General features: G+C 38.7%; 15 protein-coding genes and 5 tRNA genes. 19 read left to right on the top strand and 1 reads right to left on the bottom strand.

Annotated features, from left to right (window positions below; genetic code table 11):
* Nucleotides 1–419: 419 nt before the first annotated feature.
* From ABD676_RS02145 to ABD676_RS02120, 6 genes are all read left to right on the top strand, one after another.
* Nucleotides 420–1,568 (top strand): PD-(D/E)XK nuclease family protein, encoded by a 1,149-nt coding sequence (locus ABD676_RS02145; protein ID WP_344673022.1) that lies wholly within the window; start codon nt 420–422, stop codon nt 1,566–1,568.
* Nucleotides 1,569–1,630: 62 nt separating this feature from the next.
* Nucleotides 1,631–2,155 (top strand): hypothetical protein, encoded by a 525-nt coding sequence (locus tag ABD676_RS02140; RefSeq protein ID WP_344673021.1) that lies wholly within the window; start codon nt 1,631–1,633, stop codon nt 2,153–2,155.
* A 553-nt stretch (nt 2,156–2,708) separates the two neighbouring features.
* Nucleotides 2,709–4,016, top strand: coding sequence for a TolC family protein (locus ABD676_RS02135; RefSeq protein WP_344673020.1), 1,308 nt, complete (start codon nt 2,709–2,711; stop codon nt 4,014–4,016).
* 16 nt (nt 4,017–4,032) lie between these two features.
* On the top strand, nt 4,033–5,388 hold the full coding sequence (locus ABD676_RS02130) for a sigma-54-dependent transcriptional regulator (RefSeq protein WP_344673019.1): 1,356 nt from the start codon (nt 4,033–4,035) through the stop codon (nt 5,386–5,388).
* 5 nt (nt 5,389–5,393) lie between these two features.
* On the top strand, nt 5,394–6,710 hold the full coding sequence (locus tag ABD676_RS02125; protein WP_344673018.1) for a sensor histidine kinase: 1,317 nt from the start codon (nt 5,394–5,396) through the stop codon (nt 6,708–6,710).
* 25 nt (nt 6,711–6,735) lie between these two features.
* A complete protein-coding gene (locus ABD676_RS02120; protein ID WP_344673017.1) occupies nt 6,736–7,200 on the top strand; it encodes a hypothetical protein in 465 nt (154 codons plus the stop codon).
* A gap of 156 nt (nt 7,201–7,356) precedes the next feature.
* Here ABD676_RS02120 and ABD676_RS02115 read toward each other — a convergent pair whose 3' ends face one another.
* Nucleotides 7,357–8,526, bottom strand: a complete 1,170-nt coding sequence (locus tag ABD676_RS02115; protein WP_344673016.1) for a BamA/TamA family outer membrane protein — start codon at nt 8,524–8,526, stop codon at nt 7,357–7,359.
* 288 nt (nt 8,527–8,814) lie between these two features.
* Between ABD676_RS02115 and ABD676_RS02110 the strand changes: the two genes are divergently transcribed.
* The 13 genes from ABD676_RS02110 (at nt 8,815) to rpoB (ending at nt 17,912) form a co-directional block, all read left to right on the top strand.
* Nucleotides 8,815–8,887 (top strand) — tRNA-Thr (locus ABD676_RS02110).
* 25 nt (nt 8,888–8,912) lie between these two features.
* Nucleotides 8,913–8,993 (top strand) — tRNA-Tyr (locus tag ABD676_RS02105).
* Between the two features lie 61 nt (nt 8,994–9,054).
* A tRNA-Gly gene (locus ABD676_RS02100) sits at nt 9,055–9,127 on the top strand.
* A 90-nt stretch (nt 9,128–9,217) separates the two neighbouring features.
* Nucleotides 9,218–9,289, top strand: a tRNA-Thr gene (locus ABD676_RS02095).
* Between the two features lie 73 nt (nt 9,290–9,362).
* Nucleotides 9,363–10,550 (top strand): elongation factor Tu, encoded by a 1,188-nt coding sequence (gene tuf, locus ABD676_RS02090; RefSeq protein ID WP_344673015.1) that lies wholly within the window; start codon nt 9,363–9,365, stop codon nt 10,548–10,550.
* 158 nt (nt 10,551–10,708) lie between these two features.
* A tRNA-Trp gene (locus ABD676_RS02085) sits at nt 10,709–10,779 on the top strand.
* Nucleotides 10,780–10,803: 24 nt separating this feature from the next.
* Nucleotides 10,804–10,998 (top strand): preprotein translocase subunit SecE, encoded by a 195-nt coding sequence (gene secE, locus ABD676_RS02080; protein ID WP_344673014.1) that lies wholly within the window; start codon nt 10,804–10,806, stop codon nt 10,996–10,998.
* A gap of 23 nt (nt 10,999–11,021) precedes the next feature.
* Nucleotides 11,022–11,567 (top strand): transcription termination/antitermination protein NusG, encoded by a 546-nt coding sequence (gene nusG, locus ABD676_RS02075; RefSeq protein ID WP_099365880.1) that lies wholly within the window; start codon nt 11,022–11,024, stop codon nt 11,565–11,567.
* A gap of 231 nt (nt 11,568–11,798) precedes the next feature.
* Entirely contained in the window at nt 11,799–12,242 is a 444-nt protein-coding gene (gene rplK, locus ABD676_RS02070) for a 50S ribosomal protein L11 (RefSeq protein ID WP_149526995.1), read from the top strand.
* Nucleotides 12,243–12,264: 22 nt separating this feature from the next.
* Nucleotides 12,265–12,963, top strand: coding sequence for a 50S ribosomal protein L1 (gene rplA / locus ABD676_RS02065; protein WP_344673013.1), 699 nt, complete (start codon nt 12,265–12,267; stop codon nt 12,961–12,963).
* Between the two features lie 2 nt (nt 12,964–12,965).
* Nucleotides 12,966–13,484, top strand: coding sequence for a 50S ribosomal protein L10 (rplJ, locus tag ABD676_RS02060; RefSeq protein ID WP_344673012.1), 519 nt, complete (start codon nt 12,966–12,968; stop codon nt 13,482–13,484).
* An 80-nt stretch (nt 13,485–13,564) separates the two neighbouring features.
* On the top strand, nt 13,565–13,942 hold the full coding sequence (gene rplL, locus ABD676_RS02055) for a 50S ribosomal protein L7/L12 (protein WP_344673011.1): 378 nt from the start codon (nt 13,565–13,567) through the stop codon (nt 13,940–13,942).
* A gap of 160 nt (nt 13,943–14,102) precedes the next feature.
* A complete protein-coding gene (gene rpoB / locus ABD676_RS02050) occupies nt 14,103–17,912 on the top strand; it encodes a DNA-directed RNA polymerase subunit beta (protein WP_344673010.1) in 3,810 nt (1,269 codons plus the stop codon).
* Nucleotides 17,913–17,942: the final 30 nt, after the last annotated feature.

Genomic DNA, 17,942 nt, shown 5'->3' with positions numbered 1-17,942 from the left:
TATTTATTCAAATAATAAGCGCTGTTTTATTAAATAAATTGGAAAGGCATTCTTTTCCTATGCTACCTCATCCAATAAATAATTCATCAAATTCTATACAACAAAATAAAAGTTTGGGACTAAACCATTTTAGTTTTGAGATATCTCTTTTGTTTTATAGCATATTATATTATTCCCTTAAAAATTAATAGCATTAATATTTATGTTAACCTCTTTGAATAAACAAATACTTTTTATTGTTTTTTACCTTTTTCAAATCGTTCATTTAATAGCAAAATTGCCCATCATATTTTTATTGATTTTCGTTTATGCATTTGAAGAGTTATTTGCTAGATTGGGGCAATTGATAAACAACAAATAAGTACGAAGATACTTTAACCAATTCATTAATTAACTACTATATTTCAAAACAATTATTTATGTATTCAAAAAGAACATTCTTTGAATTTATCAGCCTAGCAGACGCTGAGTTAATTCATTCCCAAATGATTGCCTGGATTTTGTCCAAGGATTTTCAAGGTTTTAAAGATCCTGTTTATTGTAGAAAAGAGATATTAATAAATTTCTTTGGATTAAAGGACCCTGAAGATATTGTGGAAATATCCACGGAGAGCGATTCAATAGACATCCTAATCAAGTTAGACAATATCGTTCTATGTATTGAAAACAAATTGAAATCATCCCAACATTCAGATCAACTTAATAAATACAAAAATTTTATTGATTCACACTATGGTGATGTTGAAAGAAGTTTTTATTACTTAACCTTAATTGATGAAGATTCTGAAAACCAAGACTGGATTAATAAATCATTTAGAGATTTGCTTTCAGTTTTAAATAAATTGGAAAAAGATGAACATATCTTTAAAGAGAGAGAAGGTTTCATACTTAAAGAGTATATTAATACACTCGAGAAATTAACTGGTGCTATCGATTTATTTTTAAAAGAGCCAAAATCCATGCCTAATGTGTTTTCAGAAGCAAATTTGAAAAAATCTCAAAAACGGGCAATAATGGATACAAAGAATGAATTACAATTGTTTATTCGTGAAAACCAATTGGAAACATTATTCCAAAAATTATATTTTAGAGAAGTCCTTAAGAATTTACCGCCACAACGTTATTATTATATTAACGAGACTAGAGGCGATGCCATCTTAGGTATTATTACCATTCCAGAAAGAAGGCTTGGAAATGGGAAGTATTTTAATTTTGGCTTGGATTTCCAGAGAGGAACAGTCAAAACCTTTTGCGTTTCTACTGATTATTTTGGATCAAATAAAAACGACTTACCACAAGAAATATTAGAACTTTTTAAAAATATTCAAACACAACATCCTCAGTTTGGTTACACTAAACGAGTGAATTCACCTATAAGTAAGGCACTTTGTTCCGTTTCGAAGCCGCTAAATATAATGTCCTTTTCGGAGCCATCCTTAGGAGAGATTAGGCATTGGTGGGAGCTTAGTCCAAAACAATTTGCGGAATTATTCATGAAGGAAATAGAGTTAACAAACGATTTATTGAATAATTATATTCTAATTAAAACTGATGAAGTACTTGTCTAAATATTCAAACAAAATATTCGTTTCGTTTTACTCAAACCAATTCTCTTTCAAATTCAAACTTTATGAATGAATTAGTATATATTCATGGCTTAGGATCCGATATAAATTCTAGAAAATTTAAAATAATCGAAGAGTCACTAGGAAATATCTATAACTGTCATTTTGCATTTTGGGATAAAAACACTGACTTTCCACAATTTTTCATTGACCTAATTTCTAAATATGGTAAGGTAAGTAACCTCGTAATTATAGGTGATTCAACTGGTGGAAACTATGCCTATCAATTTAGAAGGATGCTGGGGAAAACGTATAAGTCTGTTAAACTTGTTTTGCTAAACCCTTTGTTAGATGTTTCTAATAGAATAGCAGACTTTCCGTTTCCTAAAGAACTCCTTAAAAGTCTTCAAACTATTACAACTATTGATGATTGCTTTATTTTACGAAGTAGGTTTGATGAAGTGATTGATCAAAATAAAGTTAAAATTGGAGAAAATGTTGAGAGCATATTTGTAGATGATAGTCACCGCATTCTTAAATTTCAAGAATTTATTCCATTGATTAATAAATATGTTATCAATAAAAGTTAGTATAAATTTGAAAATTAAAGAAGACTATTCCTGGTAATATTCAAGCAGTCTAAGTTTATCCTGACAGCTTGATTTATTCCTCGATTTCCCTAACCCGCCTACTGGTCTAAAATCTGTTGTCTTTCCCCTTTCTACTTTCCACTTTTTCCTTTCCACTGTCTCACATCTAACAGCGTAGCGGTCTGATATCTCACATCTATTCCTAGGGGTTTTCTTCGCCACTCTTTCGGATCTCCTTCGGAACTTGTTCGGATCTCCTTCGGATCTCGTTCGGTTCCGACCGAACGAGATCCGAACAAAATCCCTATCAGATCATAAGAAATTCCCTTCGAGTCTCGAAGCAAAATGGACGCAAAATATACCAATACCTAAGGCAAATACCGGTGTAATATTTGGACTATCAATTCGATATAGAAGCTTTACACACTGTTCGCTAATGAACACTTGGCTGTTCGTCTATGGACAATTTTAAAACAACGGTATTCATAAGTGCTTGTTATTCAGTTGTGTTGTTGTTTGGCACACGCTGTGGATGCATATTGAAAATTGATTCATGAGAAAAGTATATATCGTTGTAATAATTTTTGTTTGTTGTTTAGTGTGCAGGGTTCAAGGGCAGGACAGCATCCTGTCCTTAGCCGACTGCATCAGTTTGGCCTTAAAAAACAATCCCAGCTTAAAACGTGGGGAATTGCAGGTGAATCGAGCTGATTTGCGGTATAAGCAAGCGCAATATGATCGCTTACCGGCTTTATCAGGAAATATCAGCCATGATTTGACCCAAGGAAGGGCCATCGACCCAACAACCAATCAATATATTGATAATAATAACAGTTCGGGTAGACAGTCCTTAAACATGAATGTGCCTTTGTTCAATGGATTTGCGATACTTCATAATATCCGTATGCAGTCAAATGCGAAAGATGCGGGTAAATTGGAGTATGAAGGATTGAGCAATGATTTAAAATTGGATGTGATTGAGGCATATATCAAGCTATTGACAGCTCAGGATATGTTAAAACAAATCCAAGGACAAGTTGAAGTCACCAAAGAACAGTTGCACCGCGCTGAGGTGATGAATCGCGAAGGAAATATTGCCCCTGGTGACTATTATGACCTTAAAGGACAATTCAGTGCCGAATTGAATTCTATCGAACAGACCAAACAAGCATTGTATACAGCTAGGCTTGGTCTAGCTGGATTATTAAACATGGATCCAAGCAAATTGAAGGCTGTAGTAAAATTGGATATCCCATCTGCCTATCCTGTTGTTTCTGCTGAAAATCTATTTCAACAATCCTTATCGGTAATGCCTCAATTTAGAGCCTTGGATTGGCGGAAGAAGCAAATGGAAGAAGGTGTGAAATTAGCGAAGTCAGATTATTTTCCATCATTGTCCTTATCTGGTGGCCTAAGTACTAACTACAGTCGAGAGGGAGGGTCCTTCTCTTCGCAATATAAAGGCAATTTATATAAAGGGATAGGCTTAAACCTAAGTATTCCAATTTTCAATCGATTAGCAACAAGGACACAAGTTAGGATGGCGAAAGTGGATTTGGAGGAGGCAGGATTTAATGTGGAGATTATGCGTAATGACCTTCAGGTAAAGACAGCACAAGCGGTGTTTGATTTGCAAATGACACAGGAGCAAGTTCGAAATCTTAAAGATCAGGACGTCAATTTTATGGAGGCTTTTCGAATTGCGACAGTTCATTTTGAAGCTGGAAATAGCAATTCCGTATTATACCTTACTGCAAAAAATAAGATGGATCAGGTGAAGAGTCAATTGATCATCAAGCAGTATGAATTGTTGATGCAGAAATATATCAACGATTATTACGCAGGTTCTTTGGAATTATAATTAACTTAGCGAGGGTATGAAAAAGGCTACTGTTTTAGTTGTAGACGACGATCAAGATTTATTAACTGCTTCGCGAATTCTCTTACGACCCCATGTTAAGGAAGTCTTGGTGGAGCATAATCCAGAAAAGCTGATCAATATTTTGGAGCGAAATCCTGTGGACGTTGTCCTGTTGGATATGAACTTCAAAAGTGCCATCAATACGGGCAATGAAGGACTTTTTTGGTTGTCGAAGGTAAAATCTTTATTTCCGAACATCAATGTCATTATGATCACAGCCTACGGAGCTGTAGATCTGGCAGTGAAGTCCTTGAAACAAGGAGCATCGGATTTTATTGTGAAACCTTGGCAAAACGATCAACTTCTACAAACGATACAAGCCGCACTAGACGAGAATAAACCGGTTCAAAAACCTAATCCTATTAACGTTTCACGTGACCAACACGGCATTATTGGCAAATCTGCCATCATGGAAGACTTGCAATATAAGTTGGATAAGGTTGCCCCCACAGAGGCCAATATTCTTATTTTGGGTGAGAATGGAACAGGTAAAGATCTGATTGCTTCCGCTATTCATCAGCGTTCCTTGCGTCATAAACAAGCTTATGTAAAGGTGGATGTTGGTTCACTTACGGAAACATTATTCGAGAGTGAGCTTTTCGGTTATAAGAAAGGTGCTTTTACCGATGCTCGTGAGGATCGTAAGGGTCGTTTTGAGCATGCTGATGGTGGAACACTCTTTATGGATGAGATTGGAAACATCAGCCTACAACAGCAGGCTAAATTGCTTTCAGTTCTGCAGAATAGGGCAGTAGTGCCATTGGGTTCTAGCCAATCCATTCCAGTTGATATACGCTTGTTAAGTGCGACTAACGTCCCATTGAAAGCATTGGCAGATGAAAGTAGATTTCGGAAAGATTTAATCTATCGTATCAATACTTTGGAAATTCAAGTACCACCCCTGCGGGAGCGGATTTCTGATATCCCATTATTAGCCGAACATTTCTTGAGTTTCTACAACAGCAAGTACCACAAAAATATTGCTGGATTAGAGCAGGATGCTATTGCTAAGTTGAAGACCTATCATTTTCCGGGCAATGTGCGGGAATTGCAATACAGCATTGAGCGAGCTGTGATTATGTCGGATCGGTCCAGTATTCGTGGGGAGGATATTTTGTTTTCGCCGATAGAGCAGCAACAGGTGGAAGAGCCTACTACTGATGTCTTTTCATCGCATAACTTGGAAGAGATGGAACGGAAGGCTATTAAGTCGGCTATTGACCGGTACAATGGCAACATTAGTAAAGCTGCAAAAGAACTGGGCCTTACTCGGGCTGCCTTATATCGTCGATTGGAAAAATATAACCTGTAATATTTATGCGCCTAGCGGTAACCGATTTTTTGAAAATGTTGGTCCTTATGGCTGCGGCTGTTGCGGTCGGATACCTTTTCTTTAAAGGATTCTATACCTATGCTATCTTCTTGTTTTTTGTTCTGGCCATATTCGCCTATAACATATTTTCTTCCCATCGCTTTCTCTTTAAACAACTGCTGGAGTTTTCTGAAGCCGTGAAGTATAAGGATTTCACCCGCCGTTTTGTGGTAAAAAACCAAAAAAGTACGGAAGGAAAACTGTTTCATGCGTTCAATCAGATCAATGAGGTGTATAAGCATATCAGCATTGATCAAGCCTTGCAGCACCAATATTTGAATAAGGTGATCAATATGCTGGATACAGCCATCTTATTTTATCATTCGGAGAGCGGTAAGGTGATTTGGTTGAATGAGGCCTTTAAGGAATTATTCCAGGTTCCACATTTGGGAAATATTTCCGGCATGAAGAAGCGTCATGGAGAATTGTATGAGAAGACCATGCAACTGCGGGTTGGAAAACATCAAATGGATACGGTACATTCCAGTAAGGGGAAGATTAAGTTATTGATGCAAAGCTCAGGTTTTGAAACGCAAGAGGGGAATTTTAGGATTGTGGTGTACCAAAACATTAATGAGGCCATTGATGAGACAGAAACCAAAGCTTGGCATAAATTATTGCGAGTATTGACGCATGAGATTATGAATTCCATTGGTCCAATCAGCTCATTGGCCGAAACATTGCATCAGCGCTTAGAACATTGGACTGCGGAAGAAGACTTGGAAGACCTAAAATTGGGGATTTATACCATTAAGAGGCGAAGCGAAGGACTGCTGCAATTTGCGAAAAGCTACCGTATGATCAATAAGGTTGATCAGCCGCAATATGGCGATATTCAGGTGCTGCAGCTCTTTGAAAGTATCTATCAGTTATTGGAACCTACCTTGATGCAAAAGAATATCGACCTGGATATTATCATCAAAAATACGCGTTTGGTTATACAGGCAGACATCAACTTGATTGAACAGGTCATCATCAATTTGTTGTTGAATGCGATAGAGGCTGTGAAAGATAAGGAGAACCCATACATCAGTTTATCAGCTGTGGAGCAAAAAGATTCTGTTCAGATTAAAATTCAGGATAATGGTGTCGGAATGAGTCAGGAGCTTCAAGAGCAGATATTTACGCCATTCTTTACGACTAAGAAAACCGGTACAGGTGTAGGCTTAACGCTAAGTAAGCAGATTATGCTGATGCACCAAGGCAATCTTTCGGTGGATAGTGAGGAAGGTGCAGGAAGTACATTCACCTTGCAATTCTAAAGCTTTTTGTATTTTTGAGGCATCCATGTGGTACTTCCTAAAATACATTCGTCATTATCTGGTATCCAACAGCCGGCACGGCACGCATTCGCCTTTTGTGTATGCCTTAGCCGATGAAGCCATCTATAACAAGTCTTTTCAGTCAAACCATCAAGTTCAGTATCCCGAAGGTTTTAATCCGAAGTATAAGGCTTTATTAAATAAAATTCTGAGCTATTGGAAAATAGATCGGCTTTCTGATGATCTAGAAGATTTGAATGCTCAAGCTATTTGGATCAAAGATATTCAACAATATGAGCCTGAAACGCTTCTGAAGGCTATTCGAGCGGGAAAGATGCTGATTATTGATCAACCCCACAAAAAAAAACATTTTAAACCTTGGCAAGCTTTATGGCAGCAAAAAGAGGTGATTGTTTCTATTGATTTGTTCTCCTTCGGTATTTTACTTCACCGTAATGGGCAAAGGAAAGAGCATTTTTTGTTGAGGTGATAGAAGGTAGATGAAAGACAAAAGACAACAGACGAAAGACACCAGAATTTAGACTTACTGGGGGTTTAGGGAAATGTACTAAGTGAAAAGTTAATTTATCCTAACACCCGTACTATCTCCTATCTCATATCTAACAGCGCAGCGGTCTCACATCTCTTAAAATGCTTCACTAATGCTCAGGTAAAAGCCAGATTGTCTTTTTTCACCTGGTCTTTTTTCTCCATAGGAATAGTCGAAACGGATGCTGCTGTTGTGTTCTAGGCTAAAGAAATAGCGTAATCCTGCACCATAGGATGGGAGGACTCTTGCTTTATGTTCGTCGGAGAAGGTGCTCCCTGCACCGACAAAGCCTGTAGCACCTATTCTTGGGTGTACTCTATAGCGGATTTCCGCTTGTCCTGTAAGGTAGTTTTTGTCTTTATAGCGGCCTAGGTAGTAGCCACGCATGGTCATATCGCCTCCGAGGTCGCGCATGACATAAAATGGCACGTTCTTGCTGTGGGTACCTCGATAGAGGCCTTGAGCGGCTAATGTGAATTTATTGCTGATGGGATAGAAGCCGCGGATATCGACTTCAGTTTGGCTACCTGTAAAATCATCATTGGCAAAGAATTTTGGTGCGTAGGCATATTTAATCCGCGCATACAGACCTTTTGTGGTGTAGTTCGTGAAATTTCGGGTATCATAAAGTGCAGACGCTCCTAGAGCTAGGTATTGTCCGCCATCTTTTCCATAAACTTCGGGAGATTCAAACACACCTCCTGCTTCCATGTCTTGGAACTTGAAATGCTCATAGGTGACATTCAATCCGGCATATACATTGGGGATAATCTTGCGTTCGGCATCAACCTTAATACGGTAAAGCTTTTGATCGAGGTAATCCTCATCATCTTTCCAGGTATCATTACCTAATCCGTAGAAATTAAATGGCCAATCGCGATAACGGAGTTCAGAAAGAATATGGTAATCGTTATTCTTTGTCCATAGATCGGAGGTCAATTTGATGTTTTTTTGTTTTTTGGTGGTTAAAGTTCCGATGAGGGTGAGGTTGGAAGTCCTGCTCATTAGATCTTCTTTGTCCATATAGAAATCGTAAGTTCCGGCGATGCCGTATTCAAATCCGGTTTCTTGAGCATATCCAATTGCTGGGAGAACCATAAAACTGGCGGACCTGGAGGAGTCTTTTTTAGCGGAGACGAATTTTTTTATGATTTTTTGAACGATATTTTGTTGCTCTTGTGCCTGTAAATGGGGTACAGTGAGCAGTAAACATAGAGATGTTACGATAAATTTTCGGTAATATTTTTGGTAAAAGGTATGAATCATGCACAAATATAGGGTATAGAAAGGAATGAAAAATGAAAATTATTTACTTGCATATCAAGGATATGATTTTCAAGGGAGAAAAAAATGACTAAATATTTTTGATATGTTCATTGGTTAGCTATCTTTGCATCATCAAAACGGGGACAACGGGTCGAAAGTTTTGAATGTTCTTAAAGAGAAAAAAAAATAAAAATAAAACTTGCGAATATCAGATAAATATTAGATTTTTGCACTCGCTATCCAGAGATAGCCGTTCTTTAACAGAGAGTTTTATTAAATTAAAAATACGCCTCCTTAGCTCAGCTGGTAGAGCAACTGACTTGTAATCAGTAGGTCATTGGTTCGATTCCGATAGGAGGCTCAAAAGCGACGTAAGTTGCTGGTCTGGAGGGGTTCCAGAGCGGTCAAATGGGACGGACTGTAAATCCGTTGCTTCGGCTTCGAAGGTTCGAATCCTTCTCCCTCCACATCAAATGATGTTTGCATTCCGTAGAGTTGAACTCTATATTCTCGAGTGTCGAACAACAAGCGGAAGTAGCTCAGTTGGTAGAGCGATAGCCTTCCAAGCTATAGGTCGCGAGTTCGAACCTCGTCTTCCGCTCAATTTATAAAACAAATCTAGGTCTCTCTTCTTTTTCAATCAGAATATTAAAAGGGTAGAGGCTTATATCTGTAGATAAAGGTTTTTTAAGCCGAAGTAGCTCAGGGGTAGAGCACTTCCTTGGTAAGGAAGAGGTCGTGGGTTCAAATCCCATCTTTGGCTCGAATACAATAGTTTTATTTAACTTTGTAAGATAATTAAAGGAAATATTTTATAATTACTAATTCGCATAAACATGGCAAAAGAGAAATTTGACCGTAGTAAACCGCACTTAAACATTGGTACTATCGGTCACGTTGACCACGGTAAAACAACTACAACAGCTGCTATCACTAAAGTATTAGCTGATAAAGGTTTTTCAGAAGCTCGTTCATTTGATTCAATTGACTCTGCTCCTGAAGAAAAAGAGCGTGGTATCACAATCAACACTTCGCACGTAGAATACCAAACAGCTAACCGTCACTATGCACACGTAGACTGTCCTGGACACGCCGATTACGTTAAGAACATGGTAACTGGTGCTGCGCAGATGGACGGTGCTATCATCGTAGTTGCTGCTACAGATGGTCCTATGCCTCAAACTCGCGAGCACATTCTATTAGCTCGTCAGGTAGGTGTTCCTGCGTTAGTAGTATTCTTGAACAAAGTTGACTTAGTTGATGACTCTGAGTTATTAGACTTAGTTGAAATGGAAGTTCGTGAGTTGTTATCATTCTACGAATTCCCAGGTGACGATGTTCCAGTAATCAAAGGTTCTGCATTAGGTGCATTGAACGGTGAGACTCAGTGGGTAGATTCAATCATGGAATTAATGGACGCTGTAGATAACTACATTCCAATTCCTCCACGTTTGACAGATCTTCCTTTCTTGATGCCTATCGAAGACGTATTCTCGATCACTGGTCGTGGTACTGTTGCAACTGGTCGTATCGAAAGAGGTGTAATCAACTCTGGTGATCCAGTTGAGATCTTAGGTATGGGTGCTGAGAACTTGAAATCTACAGTAACAGGTGTTGAGATGTTCCGTAAAATCTTAGATTACGGTGAAGCAGGTGATAACGTAGGTTTATTGTTACGTGGTATTGAGAAAACTGATATCCGTCGTGGTATGGTTATCTGTAAACCAGGTTCAGTAACTCCTCACACAGACTTCAAAGCTGAGGTTTACGTATTATCAAAAGCAGAAGGTGGACGTCACACGCCATTCTTCAACAAATACCGTCCTCAATTCTACTTCCGTACGACAGACGTAACTGGAGAGATCTCTCTAGAAGAAGGAACTGAGATGGTTATGCCAGGTGATAACGTTACAATCACTGTTAAGTTGATCAACGCTATCGCTATGGAAAAAGGTCTACGTTTCGCTATCCGTGAGGGTGGTCGTACAGTAGGTGCTGGTCAGGTAACTGAAATCTTAGCATAATCTATATCGATTATCAAAATAGAAAATAAGCTAATTAGCTCAGGCTGATTAGCTTATTTTTTCTAACCAAGAAAGCTTGCAGAAATCGCAAGAAAAGTGAAATAATATTTGTTGTAATACGGTTTAAAAGCTATATTTGCAACATCAAAAAAATCTACACGGGCATAGTTCAATGGTAGAATAGAGGTCTCCAAAACCTTTGATCTGGGTTCGAATCCTGGTGCCCGTGCTAATAAACTTAGAAAAAATTCAAATGGCAAAAGTATTCGGTTTTTTTAAGGACTCTTATACAGAGATCACTGAGAAAGTGACTTGGCCTACCTGGTCGCAATTACAGAGTCATGCTGTGATTGTGCTTGTTGCATCACTTATTATCGCTTTATTAATCTTCGTAATGGATAAAGCGTCGAGCAACATCATGGAGTTGTTATACAATACGGCTTCTTAATTTTCTAATTCCAATAGATAATTATGGCAGATCAAAGTTTAAAATGGTACGTGGTACGTGCTGTGAGCGGGAAAGAGAAAAAAGTTAAGCAATATCTTGAAGCTGAAATCAATCGTTTGGGTATTCAGCATTTAGTAACGCAGGTTTTAATTCCAATGGAGAAATATTACCAAATGCGTGATGGAAAGAAAGTTGCTAAAGAGCGTAACTATTACCCTGGATATGTTTTGATCGAAGCGGCTTTAGATGGTGAGATTGAACACGCAATCAAAAATGTGAACAGTGTCATCGGATTCTTAGGCGATAAAGCAGGTAATGCAATCCCACTTCGTCCAGCTGAGGTAAATCGTATTTTAGGTAAGGTGGATGAGATGGCTGAGCAAGGCGAATCGATCAATGTTCCTTACTATGTTGGGGAAACAGTGAAAGTAAGCGATGGACCATTCAATGGTTTCACCGGTGAAATCGAAGAGGTGCATGAAGATAAGAAGAAACTTACCGTTATGGTTAAAGTATTCGGACGTAAGACACCACTTGAGTTGAACTACATGCAGGTAGAAAAAGAGTAATCTTACCTGAACAAGATATAAAGCCTCGATTATACGATCGAGGCTTTTCTTTTTAAGGCTCTGAGTATGCTGTGATAAAAAAGTGAAAAATACTTTTTTATTATCAGAATTATATATATCTTTGCACCTCGTTTGGTTGTAAAACTACGTTTGAAAGCCATCGAGAAAGTAAATGTTACGTTATGCTTCCAACTTACTAACAAACATTTAACAAATTAAATCACAAAAAAAATGGCAAAAGAAGTCAGTGCGTTAGTAAAATTACAAGTGAAGGGCGGTGCTGCGAATCCATCTCCACCAGTAGGACCTGCATTAGGTGCTAAAGGTGTTAACATCATGGATTTCTGTAAGCAATTCAACGCTCGTACGCAAGACAAACCAGGTCAAGTATTACCTGTTGTAATCACTGTATATGCCGACAAATCTTTTGATTTTATCATCAAGACTCCACCAGTGGCTGTTCAATTAAAAGACGCAGCTAAATTAAAATCTGGATCAGGAGAGCCAAACCGTAAGAAGGTGGCTAGCATTACTTGGGATCAAGTAAAGACTATCGCAGAAGATAAGATGCCGGATTTGAACGCATTTACCGTTGAGTCAGCTATGAAAATGGTTGCAGGTACAGCACGTAGTATGGGTATTACCGTATCTGGTGATGCTCCTTGGAAAAATTAATTAACGAAATCAGTTTAAGAAAGTGGCTAGATTAACAAAAAATCAAAAAGCGGCACTATCCAAAATTGAAGCTGGTAAGGCGTATACTTTAAAAGAAGCTTCGGCTTTAGTTAAAGAAATCACCAATACCAAGTTTGATGCTTCAGTGGATATCGACGTTCGTTTGGGCGTAGATCCTCGTAAAGCAAATCAAATGGTTCGTGGTATCGCAACATTACCTCACGGAACTGGTAAGACAGTTCGTGTTTTAGTTTTATGTACTCCTGATAAGGAAGAAGAAGCTAAAGCAGCAGGTGCGGACTACGTAGGTCTTGACGACTACATCAGCAAAATCGAAGGTGGTTGGACTGACGTTGACATTATCATCACTATGCCTAGTGTTATGGCGAAAGTAGGTAAATTGGGTCGTATTTTAGGTCCAAGAAACTTGATGCCTAACCCTAAAACTGGTACAGTAACTACCGAAGTTGGTAAAGCTGTTACCGAAGTTAAGGCTGGTAAGATCGATTTCAAAGTTGACAAAACCGGTATCATCCACACTTCAGTTGGTAAAGTGTCTTTCGATGCAGATAAAATCTATGATAACGCATTAGAGGTATTGCAAACGTTAGCTCGTTTGAAACCATCTGCAGCTAAAGGAACGTACTTCAAGAGTATTCACATTTCATCAACCATGAGTCCAGGTATTCATGTAGAAACTAAATCAGTAGTAGGAATTTAATCATGAGAAAAGAACTTAAACATGAAATTGTTCAAGCTTTAGCAGAGCAGATTAAATCTTACGGTAGTTTCTATATTACCGATACTGCGGATTTATCTGTTGATAAAGTGAATAACATTCGTCGCAAATGTTTCGAGCAAAACATCGAGATCCAAGTTGTGAAAAACACCTTGATCAAGAAGGCATTGTTAGAAGCAGGTGTTGACTCTGAAGAGATCTTTGGCGTATTAAAAGGAGCATCTACATTATTGTTTGCTGAGACAAACAATGCTCCAGCAAAATTGATCAAACAATTACGTAAAGAAGGTGAAAAACCAGTATTGAAAGCAGCGTATATTCAAGAAACTGCGTTCATTGGTGACAACCAACTTGATGCATTAGTGAATCTTAAATCTAAAGAGGAACTTATCGCGGACGTTATTTCATTACTTCAGTCTCCTGCGAAGAACGTTATTTCTGCACTTCAATCAGGCGGAAATACAATTTCAGGCTTAGTAAAAGCATTAGAAGAAAGAGGCTAACGATCACTCTTTCGAAACAAAGATCGTTGCAATTTAATTAACAATTATTTTTTAAAGTACATTCAAAAAATCAAAATAAAATGGCAGATTTAAAACAACTTGCTGAACAGTTAGTTAACTTAACAGTAAAAGAAGTTAAAGAATTAGCTGATATCTTAAAAGACGAATACGGTATTGAGCCTGCTGCTGCTGCTGTAGCTGTTGCTGCTGCACCTGCTGGTGATGGCGCTGCTGCTGCTGAAGAGAAAACTTCATTTGACGTTATCTTGAAAGAAGCTGGTGGTCAGAAATTAGCTGTAGTGAAATTAGTTAAAGATTTAGCTGGTTTAGGTTTGAAAGAAGCAAAAGACTTAGTTGACGGTGCACCTAAAGAATTAAAAACTGGTGTTTCTAAAGACGAAGCTGAAGCTTTGAAAAAACAACTAGAAGAAGCTGGAGCTGTAGTTGAGATTAAATAATCTCGCATAAAGCGCCAAAAACTTAGACTCTGATAGGTTTCCTGTCAGAGTCTATTCCTGTTTATTAGCAACAACATGGATCTGCGTTTTCGCTGAGACCAGATCGGAAGACCAAATCAGCTATGTTAGCTCAGTTTTTTAAAACTAAATACTTATTCCCTTGGCAAACAATAAAATTCAACAAGAAAGAGTAAATTTTGCAACCAGTAAGAAGGTAATCGATTATCCGGATTTCTTGGATGTACAATTAGAGTCTTTCAGGGAGTTTTTTCAATTAGAAACTACTTCGGACAACCGCCATCAGGAAGGGCTTTACAAGGTTTTCGCAGAAAACTTCCCTATTTCTGATTCAAGAAACATCTTTGTGCTCGAGTTTTTGGATTATTTCATTGATCCGCCGCGCTATGACATCCAAGAATGTATTGAGCGTGGATTAACTTACAGCGTGCCTTTGAAGGCAAAACTGAAGTTGTCTTGTAATGATGAAGAACACGAAGACTTCGAAACTATTGTACAGGATGTATATTTAGGAACTATCCCTTACATGACTCCAAAAGGTACCTTTGTAATCAATGGTGCTGAGCGTGTAATCGTTTCTCAATTACACCGTTCCCCTGGTGTGTTCTTCGGTCAAAGTAGACATACAAATGGTACTAAACTTTATTCTGCTAGGGTAATTCCTTTTAAAGGTTCTTGGATCGAGTTTGCTACAGACGTTAACAACGTGATGTATGCCTATATCGATCGTAAGAAAAAATTCCCAGTTACTACCTTGTTACGCGCAATCGGATTTGATTCGGATAAAGATATCCTAGAATTGTTCGATTTAGCTGATGAAGTAAAAGTTAGCAAAACTGGTTTGAAGAAATACGTTGGTCGTCGTTTAGCGGCTAGGGTATTGAACAAGTGGACGGAAGATTTCGTTGATGAAGATACAGGTGAAGTAGTATCCATCGACCGTAATGAAATCATCCTTGAACGCGAAACTGTTTTAGAAGAAGACCACATTGACTTGATCATTGATGCTGGCGTAAAATCCATCATCCTTACCAAAGAAGATGAATCAAACAATGCGGACTATTCCATTATATACAATACATTACAGAAGGATACTTCGAACTCAGAGAAAGAGGCTGTGGAGCACATCTATCGCCAATTACGTAACGCTGAACCACCTGATGAGGAAACTGCTCGTGGTATCATCGACCGTTTATTCTTCTCTGACAAACGTTATGATTTAGGTGATGTAGGTAGATACCGTATCAACCGTAAATTAAACTTAGAGACAGATTCGGAAACGAAGGTGTTAACTCGTGAAGATATTATCGCGATCGTGAAGTACTTGATCAACTTGATCAACTCGAAAGCGGAAGTGGATGATATCGATCACTTGTCAAACCGTCGTGTTCGTACAGTAGGTGAGCAATTATATGCTCAATTCGGTGTAGGTTTAGCGCGTATGGCTCGTACCATTCGTGAGCGTATGAACATTCGTGATAACGAGGTGTTCACTCCAACCGACTTGATCAATGCTCGTACCTTGTCTTCTGTGATTAACTCGTTCTTCGGAACTAACCAGTTATCACAGTTCATGGACCAAACAAACCCATTAGCGGAGATTACGCACAAACGTCGTCTTTCAGCTTTAGGTCCAGGTGGTCTTTCTCGTGAACGTGCTGGTTTCGAGGTTCGTGACGTGCATTATACGCACTATGGTCGTCTATGTACGATTGAAACACCAGAGGGTCCAAACATTGGTTTGATTTCTTCCCTTTCGGTACACGCTAAGATCAATAACTTAGGATTTATCGAAACACCTTATCGTAAAGTTCAAGACGGTAAAGTTGTTGTTGATGAGCCTGTAGTTTATTTATCGGCAGAAGATGAAGATGATAAAACAATCGCGCAAGCGAATGCGATATATGATGATAAAGGTAATTTCTTAGATGCGAAAGTTAAAGCACGTTATGAGGGTGATTTCCCGATTATCGAGCCTGAGAAATTAGACTATATGGACGTTGCTCCTAACCAGATTACTTCAATCGCGGCTTCATTGATTCCTTTCTTGGAACACGATGATGCTAACCGTGCCTTGATGGGATCGAACATGCAACGTCAGGCAGTGCCTTTATTACGTCCTCAAGCTCCAGTTGTGGGAACAGGATTGGAAGCTCGTGTGGCTAAAGACTCACGTACCTTAATCAATGCAGAAGGTAATGGTGTAGTAGAATACGTGGATGCTCAAGAAATCCATATCCGCTATGACCGTACTGAGAATGACCGTTTGGTATCATTTGATGAGGACGTTAAAGTCTATAAATTAACGAAATTCAAGAAAACCAACCAGAATACCTGTATCAACTTGAAACCTATCGTAAGAAAAGGTCAGCAAGTAAGCAAAGGTCAGGTATTATGTGAGGGATATGCTACAGAAGACGGAGAATTAGCATTAGGCCGTAACTTGAAAGTTGCATTCATGCCTTGGCAAGGATATAACTTTGAGGATGCGATCGTAATTTCTGAGCGTGTTGTATCTCAAGATTTGTTCACTTCTTTACACATTGAAGAGTTCGAATTGGAAGTACGTGATACAAAACGTGGTGAAGAGGAATTAACTGCTGATATTCCAAACGTATCTGAAGAAGCTACAAAAGACTTAGACGAGAACGGTATTATCCGTATCGGAGCTGAGGTTGGCGAAGGTGATATCTTAATTGGTAAGATTACTCCTAAAGGAGAGTCTGATCCTTCACCAGAAGAGAAATTATTACGTGCGATCTTCGGTGATAAAGCCGGTGATGTTAAGGATGCGTCCTTAAAAACTCCACCTTCTATCAAAGGTGTGGTTATCGACACGAAATTATTCTCCCGTGCGAAGAAAATGTCTAAAGAAGTAGAGCGTAAAGCTTTAGAGAAATTAGAAGTAGCACACGATAAAAACATCAAAATATTGAAAGATCGTTTAGTGGATAAATTATTCACTATTGTAAACGGTAAAACCTCTCAAGGTATTTACAATGTATACAAAGAACTTTTAGTAGCTAAAGGTGCTAAATTCACACAGAAGATCCTTCAAGATCTTGACTACAACAATGTAAATCCAACAGGATGGACTACTGATGATGACAAGAACGAGATGATCAAGTATGCACTACACAACTACAGCATTAAAGTAAATGAGGAGTTAGGTGCATTCAAACGTGAGAAATTCGCAATCTCTGTAGGGGATGAGCTTCCATCAGGAATTGTTCAGATGGCTAAGGTTTACGTGGCGAAGAAACGTAAATTGAAAGTTGGTGATAAGATGGCTGGTCGTCACGGTAACAAAGGTATTGTTGCTCGTATCGTAAGAGATGAAGATATGCCATTCTTAGAAGATGGTACACCAGTAGATATCGTGTTGAACCCACTAGGGGTACCTTCGCGTATGAACCTTGGACAGATCTATGAGACTGTATTAGGATGGGCTGGGCAGAAATTAGGTGTTAAGTTTGCTACTCCGATCTTCGATGGTGCAGAAATGGATCAAGTAGAAGAGTGGGTAGAAAAAGCAGGCTTACCAAAATCTGGTCGTACATACTTGTACAATGGATTAACTGGAGAGCGTTTTGACCAACCAACTACGGTAGGTGTAATCTACATGTTGAAATTAGGACACATGGTAGATGACAAAATGCACGCTCGTTCAATTGGACCATACTCATTGATTACTCAACAGCCATTAGGTGGTAAGGCTCAATTCGGTGGTCAGCGTTTCGGTGAGATGGAGGTTTGGGCATTAGAGGCATTCGGTGCATCAAATATCCTTCAAGAGATCTTGACCGTGAAATCGGATGATGTAGTAGGACGTGCTAAAACTTACGAGGCAATCGTAAAAGGTAACAACCTTCCTACACCATCAGTACCAGAATCGTTCAACGTATTGGTACACGAACTACGCGGATTAGGTTTAGATATCACATTGGATTAATCAAGCAAATAGAGCTTAAGAAGGCCTTAA

This window comes from Sphingobacterium kyonggiense (assembly GCF_039536825.1).
Classification (GTDB): Bacteria; Bacteroidota; Bacteroidia; order Sphingobacteriales; family Sphingobacteriaceae; genus Sphingobacterium; species Sphingobacterium kyonggiense.
The sequence above is the reverse complement of the archived record's forward strand: the minus strand, read 5'-3'. Positions and strand labels throughout refer to the sequence as shown.

Excerpts from the sequence above, each read along its gene's own strand:
- ABD676_RS02145 (WP_344673022.1), top strand. The coding sequence starts at position 420 with ATGTATTCAAAAAGAACATTCTTTGAATTTATCAGCCTAGCAGACGCT.
- ABD676_RS02140 (WP_344673021.1), top strand. The coding sequence starts at position 1,631 with ATGAATGAATTAGTATATATTCATGGCTTAGGATCCGATATAAATTCT.
- tuf (WP_344673015.1), top strand. The coding sequence starts at position 9,363 with ATGGCAAAAGAGAAATTTGACCGTAGTAAACCGCACTTAAACATTGGT.
- rplJ (WP_344673012.1), top strand. The coding sequence starts at position 12,966 with ATGAGAAAAGAACTTAAACATGAAATTGTTCAAGCTTTAGCAGAGCAG.
- ABD676_RS02120 (WP_344673017.1), top strand. The coding sequence starts at position 6,736 with ATGTGGTACTTCCTAAAATACATTCGTCATTATCTGGTATCCAACAGC.
- nusG (WP_099365880.1), top strand. The coding sequence starts at position 11,022 with ATGGCAGATCAAAGTTTAAAATGGTACGTGGTACGTGCTGTGAGCGGG.
- rplL (WP_344673011.1), top strand. The coding sequence starts at position 13,565 with ATGGCAGATTTAAAACAACTTGCTGAACAGTTAGTTAACTTAACAGTA.
- secE (WP_344673014.1), top strand. The coding sequence starts at position 10,804 with ATGGCAAAAGTATTCGGTTTTTTTAAGGACTCTTATACAGAGATCACT.
- ABD676_RS02130 (WP_344673019.1), top strand. The coding sequence starts at position 4,033 with ATGAAAAAGGCTACTGTTTTAGTTGTAGACGACGATCAAGATTTATTA.
- ABD676_RS02125 (WP_344673018.1), top strand. The coding sequence starts at position 5,394 with ATGCGCCTAGCGGTAACCGATTTTTTGAAAATGTTGGTCCTTATGGCT.
- rplK (WP_149526995.1), top strand. The coding sequence starts at position 11,799 with ATGGCAAAAGAAGTCAGTGCGTTAGTAAAATTACAAGTGAAGGGCGGT.
- ABD676_RS02115 (WP_344673016.1), bottom strand. The coding sequence starts at position 8,526 with ATGATTCATACCTTTTACCAAAAATATTACCGAAAATTTATCGTAACA.
- ABD676_RS02135 (WP_344673020.1), top strand. The coding sequence starts at position 2,709 with ATGAGAAAAGTATATATCGTTGTAATAATTTTTGTTTGTTGTTTAGTG.